The organism is Pseudoalteromonas carrageenovora IAM 12662 (genome assembly GCF_900239935.1).
In the GTDB taxonomy this organism is placed as follows: domain Bacteria; phylum Pseudomonadota; class Gammaproteobacteria; order Enterobacterales; family Alteromonadaceae; genus Pseudoalteromonas; species Pseudoalteromonas carrageenovora.
In genome coordinates this window covers 16812-30213 of the sequence record NZ_LT965929.1, presented here as the reverse complement: position 1 = coordinate 30213, position 13402 = coordinate 16812, and the positions used below count along the sequence as shown (strand labels likewise).

The window sequence follows — 13402 nt, the reverse complement described above, 5'->3', positions numbered from 1 at the left end:
CGTGTAACTGCGCCCGTAAAGCCCCTTTACAATTTATGCTATGCGCTTAGGCTTTTGCTTAATAGCGAGTATGGTTTGCTTAGCTTGCAAATACACTTTGTGCACTGCAAAAGTTAATAAACTCATAAGTACCATTAAGCACAACGTTGGCCAAAGCGACTGAGTATGATAACCAAATACGCCCATAAACCAGCAAATTAGCACCCATTGAATAATGTAAAGGGCCGTTACATGTTTGCTCGCATATAAAAGAGCGCGGGTAATAGGGCCATTAAATTTATTTGCAATGGCATATTCTATTAAGGCTAATGCACATAAATTTAAGCCAATTAAATAAATAATACCGCCGCCATTTAAGTGAAAAAAGTTACCAAACTGGCCGTTAAAATCAATAAATAACCATGCTGAACCAATCACTAATAATGCAGCCCCTAACTTTGCGCACACGCTAAATAAGTACGCAGCATTATGCTGACTATTTATGTATAAACGCCCAAGCACGTAGCCGGTTAATATAGCGCTTATCCACGGAAATACCGGAAAATAAACTTGGTAGTTATTAGCAAAAAACAAATCGCTAATATAAGGCGAAAGCGCAAACTGCTGCCCCCTAACAAACTGGCTTACAAGTGCAATAGCCACAGCTAAACATGCAATCCATGTGGTTTTCCAGCGGGCAATATTAAGCGCACCAAACAGCACTAAACTCACCCCTGCAAGTTGTAAAATATCACCAGTTAACACCATAAATTGTAACTGCCCAGCACTCAATGGGCTTTGCCAGCCATAGGCATTTATAAACGCCTCGGGCATGGTATTAAACACCTCAATGGGTAGCCAAAATTTTGCCGCATTCATTAAATACGCAAGGAGTAAAAGCTGTATACCACGCTTAATTAATAACATTGGGGTTTGCCTGCGCGAAAGCGCCAAAGACAGCCCCATTGCCACTAAAAACGAGGCGGTGCCTTTGCCAAGTATATGAATAACAGCACCAAATAGGCTTTCACTTTGAAGTGTTGTGCTCGAGTACATCCATAAAGTGTGTACCAAAATCATAATAAAAACGCTCGCACCTCGGGCAAGGTCTATCGTTTTAAGTCGTGTGTTCATTGGTTTTAATATCCTTTTTAGGGCAGGTTTGGCATTTGTTATAACCTGCTAAATAATAACGACAGCACGTTAAGCGCTCGGCCGTTAATTTAAATGGAGTGTTTAAATTAAAGTGGTTGCTGATTAAATTGTGTAGCTGTTGATGGCAATGTGTAATGTGCTCAGCACTTGCTAAATTTAAGCTATGGGCGCGCTCAAATGCGCTATTTAGGGTGTCGAGTAATAAGCGCCCTTGCTCTTTTTTACTAAGTGCATAATCGCTATTTATCCACTTACCTACACAGTTAATAAACTCAATAAGTACATTATTTTGCTCAGTTTTGCTTAATATAGGCGCGCCTGTGAGGTTAAACCCTCGGCTATAAGCGCCATTAATTTTGAGCTGTAACTGCATGGGGCTATGCGCGTTGTGTTTACACGTATACCAATAACAATAGGCATACATAGTTTGCCAACAAAGCTGCAAATATAAATGTCGGCTAATAAATTGCGTAGGCGCATGTGGGTAATGCGCCTTGCAATGAATCGCTAATTTGCGCACTAAATCTAAGCTTGGATGAGCCGCAGCAGCCGGCTCATTTGGGCAAAATAAAAAGTGCGCAAGGGTTATGGGCTTAGCCATACAGCTTTGCCGATACCGGGTTATCTAAACTTCCGGCAAACTGTAAGCTGCCTGCGGGGTCGGTTAAATCAACCATTTGCTTATTATTGCCAAGCTGTAAACGGTTTAAGCAAGAGTGTGCAAATTCATCACTAAAAAAGTCATACTCTTTAAAACGCTCGTTTAAGGCAGGGTTGGCTTGTTGATACGCTTTTACACTTTGCGCAACGCCGTTCCAAAAATCCAACTCGGTAATGCGCGTTTCTCTTACTAAAATAGCTACAAGGTATCTGAAAAAGCAGTCAAATACATCGGTAAATATACTTAGTAATTCAAGCTCTTTAGGCATAGTAATGTGAATACGCGATACTTTCTCTGGTAGGGACTCGGTGCTGTTAAGCAGCGCTACTTCTTCGCCAATGTCTTTCATGTAAGCGCCCACAGGGACTGAATTTTTAAGCTTTAAAATGAGGTTTTCGCCGTGCGGCATAAACACTAATTTATGGGCATAAAAACAATGCACTAACGGGATAAGATAGGCGTTAAAATAGTGTTGCAGCCAAGCATGTGTACTTAAACCACTTTGATCTATTAATGCACCTGCCATACTTTTACCGTTGTTATCTAGGTGCAGTAGTGCGGCCATGGTGGTGAGCTGCTCATTATTTTGTAAGTTATGGTTTGGGTTTTCGCGCCATAAACAGGCAAACATTTTACGATACGGTGTATCGCCCAATGCGCTTTGCTCAAAGGTATGATGCGCATACCCTAAGGTGGCGTACTCTCTTAGTGCAGTAAAGTTACACGCGCTAAGTGTTGGGTCGTGGTTTACTTTATTAAACACCCAATCATTTATAGCCGGGGTTACCGCCATATAAGCACGCGAAAGCCCGCGCATAAAACCCATATTTAAAATTGACAGCGCCACTTTTAAATACGGCTTATGCGGGTGTGAGCAGTTATATAACGTACGAATAGATTGCTGCGCTTGATATAAATCGTCGCCTTCACCTAAATACACTAAACGGTTATTGGCAAACTCGTTGGCAAACACCACACTTAATTTATGTTGGTATTGCCACGGGTGCGCTGGTATTAAAAGGTAATCATCAGGGTTTAGGTTTTGTGCTTTTAGCGCTTTGGTAAACGCATCACGGGTAGTTAAATCAAGCTCACCACTAATATGGCTTGGGTAATCACTAAAGTATTCACTATAAGCAAAATCACATACTGATTTGTGCGCCGCTAACCACAGCACTTTAAACGGTTTTCCTACTTCTGGCGCATAGCGTAAAAAGTCGGTTTTGCTAAAACCAATACGGCCATTATTAGCCACAAACGCAGGGTGGCCTTCGCTCATTGCCGCTTCTATTTGTTGTAGCCCTAATTTCGCAAGTTCGGCTGCGCTAAGCGTGTTGTTTTCGCGTTTATAACAGGCACTCGCTAGTGTGGCATTAAGCTCTTCAAGGTAGGTGGCTAAACGCTCGCCAGTTAAACCAAGCGCAGGGCCTTGCACACTAAAAAAGTGCAGTACATCAAGCTCTACTTGCTCATTATTAAGGTTAAAAAAGCATAAACTTGGCTCGTCTATATCTATATGATTAAGCGCCATAGCGCGGCCATTAAATATAAAGTAACCCCCTTCAATATTAACTTTAAAACCTTGTGGGGTATGCTCTGCAACTAATAAGCGCTCGTGTACCAGCTCGCTAATGGCTTTACTTTGTAAGTGCCTGTTTGCCCATTGCCAGTGGTCAAACTTTATATAGTCGGTGTTTATTGGCGTTTGCGATTTGTGATGTAAATCTATATGCGTTTCAAATGCGGCTTTATTACAAAACCCAAGGTATGCGTTTTTATCACCAAGGATAATTTGCTGGGGATGCACAAAGCCTAAACGCTTATTTAAGGTATGAATTTTACTATTGGCAATATCGGGCTCTACTACTACGCGTGCGTCGGCATTATGAGTAAAAATACTGTGCAATACGCACTGCATTATTTCAAAACTAAAATGGCGTTTAGGCTGTGTATTTGGGGCAAGTAAAATATGCATGCCGGTATCGTTTGGCATTACCTCATAGGCGGCTGCGAGTAGTTTGTCGTGCTCAGGGTTGTAAAGCTCAACTAAGGCAAGTAGCTCATTATTTTGCTCAATAACATAGGCATGATGGTGCGGATTGTTAATTATATCTTGGTAGGCGCTGCACATTTGCTCGGGGGTGTGTTTACTCATCCCCCAAAAATGGGCGTAAGGTAGTGTAAGCCACTGGCAAATTATGGGCATATCGCTTTGTTGTAGTAACCGCATAGTCACATTACCGGTGTTCTGTAACGTGGTTACAAAAGATGAAAAATACATAAAAACTCCTAAATCTTTTTAATTATTAAGTGGCTGTGTGTGCAGCTTGGCCAACAAATTTAACGCGCCATAGCAAAATAGCGCCAAGGCTTGCAAAGCCAATGGCAGCAAAGTAAAAAGGCACGGTGGTATTAAAATATTCCACGCTCATACCCACTAATAACGACGCTAAAATAACGCCAATATTTTGCGCAACATGCACTTTGGCAAAATCACTGCCGTAGTGAGCAGGCTCGCTTTTAGCAAATAACATCACTTCTAATAAAACCATGACTTGAAACAGCGCTATACCGTATAAAACGCGAGAGCTGACAACTAACCACACCGACTCTTGCGCCTGTAAATAAAGCCCAATAGCGCCAAAAATAAGTGCACACGAAAATGTACTGGTGCGACTAAGCGTAGGGAGAGGTAAGTGCTGCCTAAAGTGGTTAAACAGCAGCATAAGTAGCGCTGAAAAAGCAGGAATGGCGTACACAAGCGCACTTTGGAATGCACTACTTTGCGCGCTCATTCCTTGCCAATGGGTAGTAAAAAACGGCCTAATTAAAAACGCACTAAAGTAAACAACCACGCTTATAAAACAAAATTGCCAAATAAAATACGGTGTACGAGTACGTGGTTTTTCGCTTTCAATCGCGTGCTGATAAATACCTAACTTTAAGCTCACCATTAAATAGGCACACAGCAGCACTTGTATTACATCGCCCGCAGCACTTAATAACAATGCATAACGTGGTGCATTTATACTAAAAAAGTACCCGCCCACTAACGCGCCGCCAATAGCACCAAAGTGCATAAGTACCGAAAACAAGCCAATAATAGAAAGGTGCTTACTTTGCTGCTCTAAACGCAGTGCAAACGGGTAAATAAGCAGGTAACTGGCTTTAAGCACCAACATAAGCTGATAATAAAACCAGAACTCCCACACGTTAGTTGCAAAATAACAAAGCAAACCAAAGCAGGCGGCAATCACTTGCGTTACAAGCCAAAGAGCCAACTCGTGGTATTTTTTGGCAACCTTTGCCCACAGGGGCAATGCGAGCATAACGGTAATACAACAGTTAGCTACAAACACCCCTATAAGTGTGGGATTACTTACAGAAAATTCGCTGGCAAAAAATTGCGGATAAAACGGCAGTAATAAGGTGTCGCACACTACCGAAATAACCGTAAGCAAAATAAGCGCTAAACGTAAACTCATGCGGCGTTACTCTTTTGCTGTGAATGGGTTTCTACATCGCTTAAATCAAAACACTGAAAAGCAATTTTTTGCTCAACCTGATACGGCGCATAACCGAGTATTTCGCGCAAAATTATACTGTTGCGATAACACGCCATGCCTAAGTCGGGGGTTACAAAGCCATGGGTGTGCTGCTCTGCATTTTGTACAAATATACGTTTTTGGTCGGTGTCTACCGCATACTCGCGGCTAACTAAATAGCGGCCTTGTTCATCTTCTGGTAGTTGCTGTGCAATGGGGTTTAAAAAAGCAGGGCGCTTGTATTTAAAGCCTGTGGCACAAATTAAGTAATCGGTTTTTATTTCAAAGGCTTCATTTAGCTCTTGATGGTAAAACTCAGTGACTAAGCGACCAGCACTTTTACGTGTATTAGTAAGCTTGCTGTTAGTTTTAAATGTGGTAGAAATGGGCCCATCTAGGCTTTGCGCGTAAAGAGTGTCAAAAATGTCATTAATTAAATCGCCATTAATGCCTTTAAATAAGTTTTTTTGATTTTGATTAAGCCAATCGCGTTGCTCAGTTTTTAAATTATAAAAGTAATCAACATACTCAGGTGAAGTCATCTCAAGGGTGAGCTTAGTATATTCCAGCGGAAAATAACGCGGCGATCGCGCAATCCAATCTAGTTGTAAACCTTGTGGCACGGCTTGTTGTAATAAGGTGTGATAAATTTCAGCCGCACTTTGCCCAGCTCCTACAACCGTAACGCGTTTAGCTGCTTTTAGCTCATCAAGGCGATGGCAAAAATCGCTACTGTGCATTACGTTATTAGAATTACTTTGCACTGCGCAATCAGGAATGTATGGGGCAGGGCCAGTGCCAAGCACTAAGTGGCGCGTAACATAGTGCTGCTCCCCATTTGGGGTTTTACAGGTAACGGTATAGCACTGAGTTTGCGGGCAAAACTCAACCTTAGTTACACTTTGCTCAAAACTTACGTTGCTAAGCTGCGAGCACACCCACTGGCAATAGAGGTTGTATTCTTTACGCAGTAAAAAAAAGCTCTCGCGAATATAAAATGGGTATAAGCGGTTATTAAGCTTGGCATAATTTAAAAAGCTGTACTTGCTGGTAGGGTCTGCAAGGGTCACTAAGTCAGACATAAACGGCGTTTGCAAAGTAACACCTTCTAGCATCATTCCGGGGTGCCAATCAAATTGGCTACGCTGCTCTAAAAATAAGCTTTTCACGCCCTCCAGTGGCTCACTTAAACACGCTAACGATAAATTAAACGGGCCAAGGCCAATGGCTATAAAGTCATAAGGTTGGTTACTCATTATTTTTGCTCCTTATACGTTTGCCACGCAATAGTGCTAATTTGTTCAAGCACGGCGCGCACATCGCTCAATTGGCACTGGGCATTAAGTAACGTAAATTTAAGGTAATGACGGCCGTTAATTTTGGTGCGCGCAATCATGGCTTCACCAGTATTTAAGAATGTTTGGCGAACATGTAGGTTTAGAGTGTCGAGTAAATCGGGGTTATGTCTTAGCTCCTCTGGCGCAAAGCGAAATACCAGTGCGCTAAGCTCTGGGTAATTTATAACGTCAAAATCAGGGTGGTCGTTAAGCACAATGTGGGTTTGACGAGCAAGGCCAATTACTTTATCAAACGCTCGCCCAAGTGGTGCTTCGCCCATGGTGCGCAGTGTTAACCAAAGCTTTAGGGCATCAAAACGGCGTGTGGTTTGTAAGCTTTTATCAACTAAATTTGGCGTGCCATTGCCGGCCTCAGCTAATGGGTTAAGGTAGTCGGCGTAAAGGGTAATATGGCTAAAGTGGCGTTTGTCACTTAATAAAAACGCACTGCAGCTAACCGGTTGCATAAACGATTTATGGTAATCTATGGTAATTGAATCTACTTGTTCTATACCGTTTAGGGCACTACGGTGATGCTCGCTTACCAGTAATCCGCCGCCGTATGCGCCATCAACATGGCACCAAAGCTGCTCTTTTTTAGCAAGTTTTGCTATGTCTTCAATTGGGTCAATTGAGCCAAAATCGGTTGTACCGGCGGTAACAACCACGGCGATAGGTAAATCGCCCTTGACTTTAGAATCCGCAATTGCGTGGTTAAGCGCATCCATATCCATTTGCATTTTATTGTTTGTAGCCACAGGTACTACCGCGTTATAACCTAAGCCCAATAATGCTGCTGCCTTTTGAATACTAAAATGCGCCACCTCAGAGCAATAAATACGAAAACGCGAGGCTACATCAGGCAAGCCTTGCAGCTTTACTTCATGATTTGCTGCATAACGGCTTACAGCTACTTCGCGTGCAACAAGCATCGCCATTAAGTTCGATTGCGTACCACCACTTGTAAAAACGCCATCGGCAGTGCTTGGCAGCTTTGCTTTTTCACAGCTCCAATCTATTAATTTTTGTTCAATAAGGGTCGCGCCAGCGCTTTGATCCCAAGTATCTACCGAGGTATTGATTGCGCCAATGATGTGCTCTGCTACAACTGCAGGGTACGTGACGGGGCAATTTAAATGCGCCATATAACGCGGGTGATGAAAATACACAGCGTGATCTAAATACACGCTTTTAAGCTCGTTTAATACCGCCGGGAAATCAGCGAGAGGTTTAGCTAAATCTACATCATTTACAGTGGCGGCAAGCGTATTAACCGCCACGCCAGAAAACGGCTTTTGCGCTTTAGCCATAGCTTGTTGTACAGCCGAAAGCCCCTGCAGCGACGCTATTTGATAGTTAATAAACTGGTCGAGATTAAATTGCGGCGGTAGGCCATTTTGCTCAAATAAAGTTTGGTTTTGAACAGAGCTGAGCTGTGCGGTTTGTAATTGTGACATATTTCGGTCCTTGGTACTTATTTGGGTTCAAGGATCTTAATGGTAACAATTTGCATTATCAATAATGATTAAGGACTAAATATAAGGTTATTATCGTACTCAAGGGAAAGTAATTAGTTATAAGGAATTACATTTAAAACTAACAGAGTATATAAAATGAGCTATGCAAATATTTAAAGTGCACTCTAATTAGTAAAGATTTGTTAGTTTGAAAATTGGGGAAAGGTTAATTTAAAGCTTGGGTATTTTAGGCGGACTAACAAAATAAGGGCTAAACCCTCTTTACAACTTAAGCGGTAAAGAGGGGTATAACAGTAAAAATGCAGCTTAATTGATCTCTTCGAGCTTATTTTTCAAATCTACTAAATCAGTGGCAACCGTATTAGGCTGAATTTCCCACGGATCAAAAATAGAATCTTCTGAGCGTTTTATCCACGCACCGCGCATACCATGCGAAATAGCGCCGGTTATATCAAACGGGTTACTCGAAATAAGCCACGTGTTTGCGCCCGTTGAATTGGTCTCGCGTAAGAAATGGCTGTAAACACCTGGATTTGGCTTAAATGTTTTCATATCGTCGGCGCTTACAACACCTTCAAAAAGCTCACTAATGCCAGCGGTTTCGAGCAATTTATTAACCGCATCAGCAGCGCCATTAGAAAACGCAAACAATCGGTAGTTTTGTGCTTTAAGTTGCTCAAGTCCTTTTTTAACATCATCAAAGGCCGGTAAAATTTTATATTGCTCAAGCAATTGCTGTTTTTGGTCATCACTAAGCTGCGTTTTATGCGATAAACACGCGTAATCGAGAGCATGTTTAGTACATAACGAAAACGGAATATAGTTTTGCATTAATCCGCGCCTAAACGAATATTCCAATTGTTTTTCGCGCCATGTATTTGAAAAGTTTTGCGCGTTATCGCCAATCATATCTTCAAGTAAGGACAGTACGCCGTGAGTGTTTATAAGCGTGCCGTATACGTCAAATGCAAGTGTGGTTGCCATGTTTACTCCCAATAAATTTAAATTACTTGTAGATTAGTCGCTTTGAGCTTAACTTACTTTGAACACTTGCTCAAATTAACAAAGCTTGTCTGTTTTAAAAGTTAGAGCATTAAAATAATAATAATTGAAAGGATTTTATCTATATGGATGATTATTTTAGTAGCCACCCATAATTAATTTTGGGTAAGAGGACACAAATTAAGGCAGGTCTAACTCAATCTAAGAGCTAAAAACTAATACCTTTTAAATTAAAGTTCGCAATTGTTGTAAATTTAGCGGTGGAATAAAGTCATAATAAAACTATTAGAGTTATTGTAAAAATCAACAAGCATTAATTAGGGATTTAAAGTTTAACAAACGCTTGGTACTCCAAAATTATGACTATAAGATAGTTACGAAAATGCTGACCTTCAATAAGTTCGAGCAACTAGCTTTTGTATAAATACAAATGCCAATATTTAAAACACATGGAGTCTCAAATGGATGCTGTTGAGTATGGTTTAATATGCGACCGTAGTGATGAAAAAGATATAGTTAAAAACGTTAATGCGTATTTAGCTGAAAAGGGCTACAGAAAATTATACAAATGGAAGGATAAAGGTGGGATCAAAAATATTGATGATCCATCGAGCGATCCGAAACTCGAGTACACGTATGGGCAATTTATAAAAGAGTCTCCCAAGTGGTATTTTGATATATTGCCTAATAAAGATCTCAGAAGTATTTATAGGTTTGCTGAGCAAAAAGATTGCGCGTGGACTCTATTTTTTTCAAAGACAAACCCAGAATCATGTACAGAATCTGACAATATATATTTGGATAACTTTCTAAAAGACCTTCTCACAGGAACTGGTTATAAAAGTAAATTACTCTACAAATACTCAGGTGACGACTATCGAAGGTAATTACGACTCATCTAGCTCCCCTATTTTATAGCCAAATAAACCAGAGGCTAGATACAAAGTTCCTAAAACAGTGGTAAAAATTAATTGATCACTTGTACCTACAACGACATGACTTTTTAAAGCTATGTGGAATCACAAATTAAGTGAAAGTAGATTGTTTAAAGCCACATCTAACAACTAATTAGAGTACCCGTAATGAACAAACAAGAGTTAACCGAAATCTTTCGAAAGTTTAAAGCTTCTAACCCTGAACAGTGGGCAGAGAGCGAAATAGAAGAGGGTATCCCTCAGCTGGCTAGGTTTTTATTTTTAAAGGGTGCGTGGAGTAATGTCGTTCCAGACAACGATGAATGGATTCAGCACATCTTAAAAAATTATGATCCAACTGATAATGGCCCATACAGCGGAATGATGCACTCCATCAAAGAAATGATAGATGCAGGCGTCAGCAAAAATGCGATTACAGAGTTCGCCCGATGTATTGGTGCAGAAATGATATTTAGTATGACTTACCTAATGGATGACCCCGAAGTTGTTGAAGATAACGAATATGTAAATTGGGGGTTATTTATAACCGATGATGAAGGCCGGCCGATTAAAGAATTAAGTGGCCTTTATGAGAGTGTTTTAGGCACAGACCCAACAGGAAGAGAAATGTGCCCAAAAAATAAAATTGACCCAAGTAATGATTTAATAAACGCATAAAATTCTGGCTCTATAGCTTAAATAAAAAGGCTTTCTCAGTTATGTGAAAGCCCTGTTAGGCAAATTATTTAAAAGCTAAAAAAATTAAAGGACTAAGGAACATAGTATGAAAATATATTTTTTAATTTATGACAAAGTTGAAGAGCTTGATTTAGTTGGTTCTTGGGAACTAATAGGCCTGCTGGCAGAAAAGGGGTTATGTGAAAAACCCAAATTAATATCGCTAAATTCTATGACTCCCTCAGGTGAGCACGGCATGCGTTTTAGTGCCGATTATCACTTTACTGACCCAGTGCAGCCCGATGTATTATTTATACCTGGCGGCAGTGGTGCGCGTATAGCAATGGACGACCCTGACGTTGTTAATTATCTTAAAAAAACTGCTGAAAACTGCCACAGTATTTTATCTGTATGTACTGGTATGTATTTAATGCAAAAAGCAGGGCTATTTAAGCATAAAAAGGCAACCACCCACTGGGCTTTTTTAGATCATCTTAAAAAAGATAACACTGTAACTGTTATTGAAGAGCGCTTTGTTAAAGATGGTAATATTTGGTCTTGTGCTGGTGTTTCCGCAGGTATGGATATGTGTCTTGCTTTTATTGCTGATTATTATGGTGATGATGTAGCCTCAAACATACAGTTAGACGCAGAATACTATCCGTCACCAATTATTTATGGTGACGCACATAAAAATAACGCCACATCTAATTACATTAAAAAACTGCGTTAAAGCCTATTTTATAAATTTATGTTGGGCTTTGCAGCTCTTAACCCAACATACGCTTTGTAAACCCCCATTACACTTTAATTAAATATACGACTAGGTGCTTGCACTGTACTAATTAAAATTAATAAAACTTATACGCATCGAGCGCTAAAATATTCATTTCGGTATCACTAAAGAGCTTTTTAACCTGCGTGCCGCCTGCACCCATTGCGGCAAATAATGGTAAAAAGTGCTCTTGGGTAGGGTGGTTAAATAACACATGGGGTGCTTGGTTTAAATAATCTAACAGTGCTGCTGTGTCTTGCGCTAAAAGCGTTTGTTCAACCCATTGAGTAAACTCATTAACCATTTGAACGCGATTAGGTGTAGATGGCTTTTTAAATATTTCGGGTAGGTTGTGGCTAATTCCGCCGGAGCCAATAATTAATATATTTTGCTCACGAAGTGGGGCGAGTAACTGCCCGAATTCGTACATAGCTTTTGCGCCTAAGCGAGTATTTATAGACACCTGCACTATAGGAATATTAGCCTGTGGGTACATTAAGCTCAGAGGTATCCATACGCCATGATCCCAACCTTGGCTTGCATTAAGCTCGGCCTCAATACCTTTGTCGTTAAAGCGCGCTGCAATATCGTTAGCAAGTGAAGGCTCGCCCGGTGCGGGATATTTAATGTTATACATATGGGCAGGGAAATTATAAAAATCGTGGATGGTTTTGGGCGCTTTGCCTGCAGTAATTACTATGTTGTGGCTTGAGTTGTCGTTAGCAACATCAAAATGAGCCGAAAAAATAACAATAGCGCTCGGTGTTTTAAGCGTTTTACCAAGCGATGTTAAAAAATCAGAGGTAGCCGACTGCTTAATTGCCATTATTGGCGAGCCATGTGAAATAAATAAAGCGGGCTGAGCCATGCTATTTCCTAATTAGTCTATTTTGATATAGCCATTTTATTGCTTTTTAATTTGATGATAAGTGTGCTATTTATTTATAAATTACAAACAACGTATTGTTAATTATGGACAAGCTAACCACCATGAAAACTTTTGTGAGCGTAGTGCAAGAGGGTTCATTCTCTAAAGCCGCCGATAAACTCGATATATCGCCGCAATTGGTGAGTAAATACGTATCAGCACTTGAAGAGGGGTTGTCTACCCGTTTATTGCACCGCACCACACGAAAAGTAAGCACCACCGAGGCGGGGGATCACTATTTTACTCGCTGCCTACAAGTACTTGGCGATATAGACGATATAGAAAACTCGCTTAATAACTTAAGCGAAAACGTATCGGGTGTGCTGAGTATTAGTGCGCCTATGTCGTTTGGGGTTAAGCATTTAGCACCACTGCTGGTTGAGTTTCAAAAGCAGTATCCAAATTTAAAGTTAGATTTAAAACTCACTGACCAATTTGTAGATATTGTAGAACAAGGCATTGATATAGCGTTGCGTATTGGGGTGTTAAAAAACTCATCCCTTATTGCTAAAAAAATAGCGCCTATACACTTAGCTGTATTTGCATCGCCTGCGTATTTAAAGCAGCACGGTACACCCACAACACTGCAAGAACTTCAGCAGCATAACTATTTACGCTACGCCAACGCTGAGCCAACTAAAAGGCTTACAGGGGTTAATGAGCTTAAAAGCGAGTTTAAACTTGAAAGTAATTTAGTAGCTAACAACGGCGATTTATTGCTAAATACAGCCATTGCAGGCGGCGGCATTGCTATGCAACCTACCTTTATAGCTGGTGAGGCACTAGCACAGGGTAAAATTGTGCGTATTTTACAAAACCATGAGCCAGAACCTATGGGACTTTACATGGTGTACGCAAACAGGCAGTTTTTACCTAGTAAAGTGCGTGCATTTGTTGATTTTACGAGTGGCTATTATGGCGATGTGCCATATTGGGATTTAGGAGAATGA

The 13402-nt window shown here is 40.7% G+C and carries 12 protein-coding genes; 4 read left to right on the top strand and 8 right to left on the bottom strand.

Going from position 1 to position 13402, the window contains the following annotated elements; genetic code table 11:
* Positions 1-33: 33 nt before the first annotated feature.
* From ALFOR1_RS16500 to ALFOR1_RS16470, 7 genes are all read right to left on the bottom strand, one after another.
* Positions 34-1113, bottom strand: a complete 1080-nt coding sequence (locus tag ALFOR1_RS16500) for a heparan-alpha-glucosaminide N-acetyltransferase domain-containing protein (RefSeq protein ID WP_104643707.1) — start codon at positions 1111-1113, stop codon at positions 34-36.
* On the bottom strand, positions 1097-1735 hold the full coding sequence (locus ALFOR1_RS16495; RefSeq protein ID WP_104643706.1) for a hypothetical protein: 639 nt from the start codon (positions 1733-1735) through the stop codon (positions 1097-1099). Before ALFOR1_RS16495 ends, ALFOR1_RS16500 begins: the two co-directional genes overlap by 17 nt.
* The gene (locus ALFOR1_RS16490) at positions 1728-4076 is read right to left on the bottom strand and encodes a GNAT family N-acetyltransferase (RefSeq protein ID WP_104643705.1); all 2349 of its coding nucleotides are present in this window, start codon (positions 4074-4076) and stop codon (positions 1728-1730) included. Before ALFOR1_RS16490 ends, ALFOR1_RS16495 begins: the two co-directional genes overlap by 8 nt.
* Positions 4077-4101: 25 nt before the next feature.
* A complete protein-coding gene (locus tag ALFOR1_RS16485) occupies positions 4102-5280 on the bottom strand; it encodes an MFS transporter (RefSeq protein ID WP_104643704.1) in 1179 nt (392 codons plus the stop codon).
* Positions 5277-6596 (bottom strand): lysine N(6)-hydroxylase/L-ornithine N(5)-oxygenase family protein, encoded by a 1320-nt coding sequence (locus ALFOR1_RS16480; protein ID WP_104643703.1) that lies wholly within the window; start codon positions 6594-6596, stop codon positions 5277-5279. Before ALFOR1_RS16480 ends, ALFOR1_RS16485 begins: the two co-directional genes overlap by 4 nt.
* Complete coding sequence (locus ALFOR1_RS16475; RefSeq protein WP_104643702.1) at positions 6596-8134, bottom strand: pyridoxal phosphate-dependent decarboxylase family protein; 1539 nt, start codon at positions 8132-8134, stop codon at positions 6596-6598. Before ALFOR1_RS16475 ends, ALFOR1_RS16480 begins: the two co-directional genes overlap by 1 nt.
* A 327-nt stretch (positions 8135-8461) precedes the next feature.
* Complete coding sequence (locus ALFOR1_RS16470; protein WP_058550388.1) at positions 8462-9139, bottom strand: haloacid dehalogenase type II; 678 nt, start codon at positions 9137-9139, stop codon at positions 8462-8464.
* Between the two features lie 479 nt (positions 9140-9618).
* Between ALFOR1_RS16470 and ALFOR1_RS16465 the strand changes: the two genes are divergently transcribed.
* The 3 genes from ALFOR1_RS16465 to ALFOR1_RS16455 all read left to right on the top strand — a co-directional run bounded on the left by ALFOR1_RS16465 (position 9619) and on the right by ALFOR1_RS16455 (position 11482).
* Complete coding sequence (locus tag ALFOR1_RS16465; RefSeq protein WP_058550387.1) at positions 9619-10044, top strand: hypothetical protein; 426 nt, start codon at positions 9619-9621, stop codon at positions 10042-10044.
* A gap of 195 nt (positions 10045-10239) precedes the next feature.
* Positions 10240-10749, top strand: coding sequence for a hypothetical protein (locus ALFOR1_RS16460; protein WP_058550386.1), 510 nt, complete (start codon positions 10240-10242; stop codon positions 10747-10749).
* 106 nt (positions 10750-10855) lie between these two features.
* Complete coding sequence (locus ALFOR1_RS16455; protein ID WP_104643701.1) at positions 10856-11482, top strand: DJ-1/PfpI family protein; 627 nt, start codon at positions 10856-10858, stop codon at positions 11480-11482.
* A gap of 118 nt (positions 11483-11600) precedes the next feature.
* Here ALFOR1_RS16455 and ALFOR1_RS16450 read toward each other — a convergent pair whose 3' ends face one another.
* On the bottom strand, positions 11601-12392 hold the full coding sequence (locus tag ALFOR1_RS16450) for a DODA-type extradiol aromatic ring-opening family dioxygenase (protein WP_104643700.1): 792 nt from the start codon (positions 12390-12392) through the stop codon (positions 11601-11603).
* 104 nt (positions 12393-12496) lie between these two features.
* Between ALFOR1_RS16450 and ALFOR1_RS16445 the strand changes: the two genes are divergently transcribed.
* Positions 12497-13402 (top strand): LysR family transcriptional regulator, encoded by a 906-nt coding sequence (locus tag ALFOR1_RS16445; RefSeq protein ID WP_104643699.1) that lies wholly within the window; start codon positions 12497-12499, stop codon positions 13400-13402.

Bases quoted from the DNA above. Each gene is read 5' to 3' on its own strand.
- ALFOR1_RS16495 (WP_104643706.1), bottom strand. From the start codon at position 1,735: ATGGCTAAGCCCATAACCCTTGCGCACTTTTTATTTTGCCCAAATGAG.
- ALFOR1_RS16465 (WP_058550387.1), top strand. From the start codon at position 9,619: ATGGATGCTGTTGAGTATGGTTTAATATGCGACCGTAGTGATGAAAAA.
- ALFOR1_RS16450 (WP_104643700.1), bottom strand. From the start codon at position 12,392: ATGGCTCAGCCCGCTTTATTTATTTCACATGGCTCGCCAATAATGGCA.
- ALFOR1_RS16480 (WP_104643703.1), bottom strand. From the start codon at position 6,596: ATGAGTAACCAACCTTATGACTTTATAGCCATTGGCCTTGGCCCGTTT.
- ALFOR1_RS16500 (WP_104643707.1), bottom strand. From the start codon at position 1,113: ATGAACACACGACTTAAAACGATAGACCTTGCCCGAGGTGCGAGCGTT.
- ALFOR1_RS16485 (WP_104643704.1), bottom strand. From the start codon at position 5,280: ATGAGTTTACGTTTAGCGCTTATTTTGCTTACGGTTATTTCGGTAGTG.
- ALFOR1_RS16460 (WP_058550386.1), top strand. From the start codon at position 10,240: ATGAACAAACAAGAGTTAACCGAAATCTTTCGAAAGTTTAAAGCTTCT.
- ALFOR1_RS16475 (WP_104643702.1), bottom strand. From the start codon at position 8,134: ATGTCACAATTACAAACCGCACAGCTCAGCTCTGTTCAAAACCAAACT.
- ALFOR1_RS16470 (WP_058550388.1), bottom strand. From the start codon at position 9,139: ATGGCAACCACACTTGCATTTGACGTATACGGCACGCTTATAAACACT.
- ALFOR1_RS16445 (WP_104643699.1), top strand. From the start codon at position 12,497: ATGGACAAGCTAACCACCATGAAAACTTTTGTGAGCGTAGTGCAAGAG.
- ALFOR1_RS16490 (WP_104643705.1), bottom strand. From the start codon at position 4,076: ATGTATTTTTCATCTTTTGTAACCACGTTACAGAACACCGGTAATGTG.
- ALFOR1_RS16455 (WP_104643701.1), top strand. From the start codon at position 10,856: ATGAAAATATATTTTTTAATTTATGACAAAGTTGAAGAGCTTGATTTA.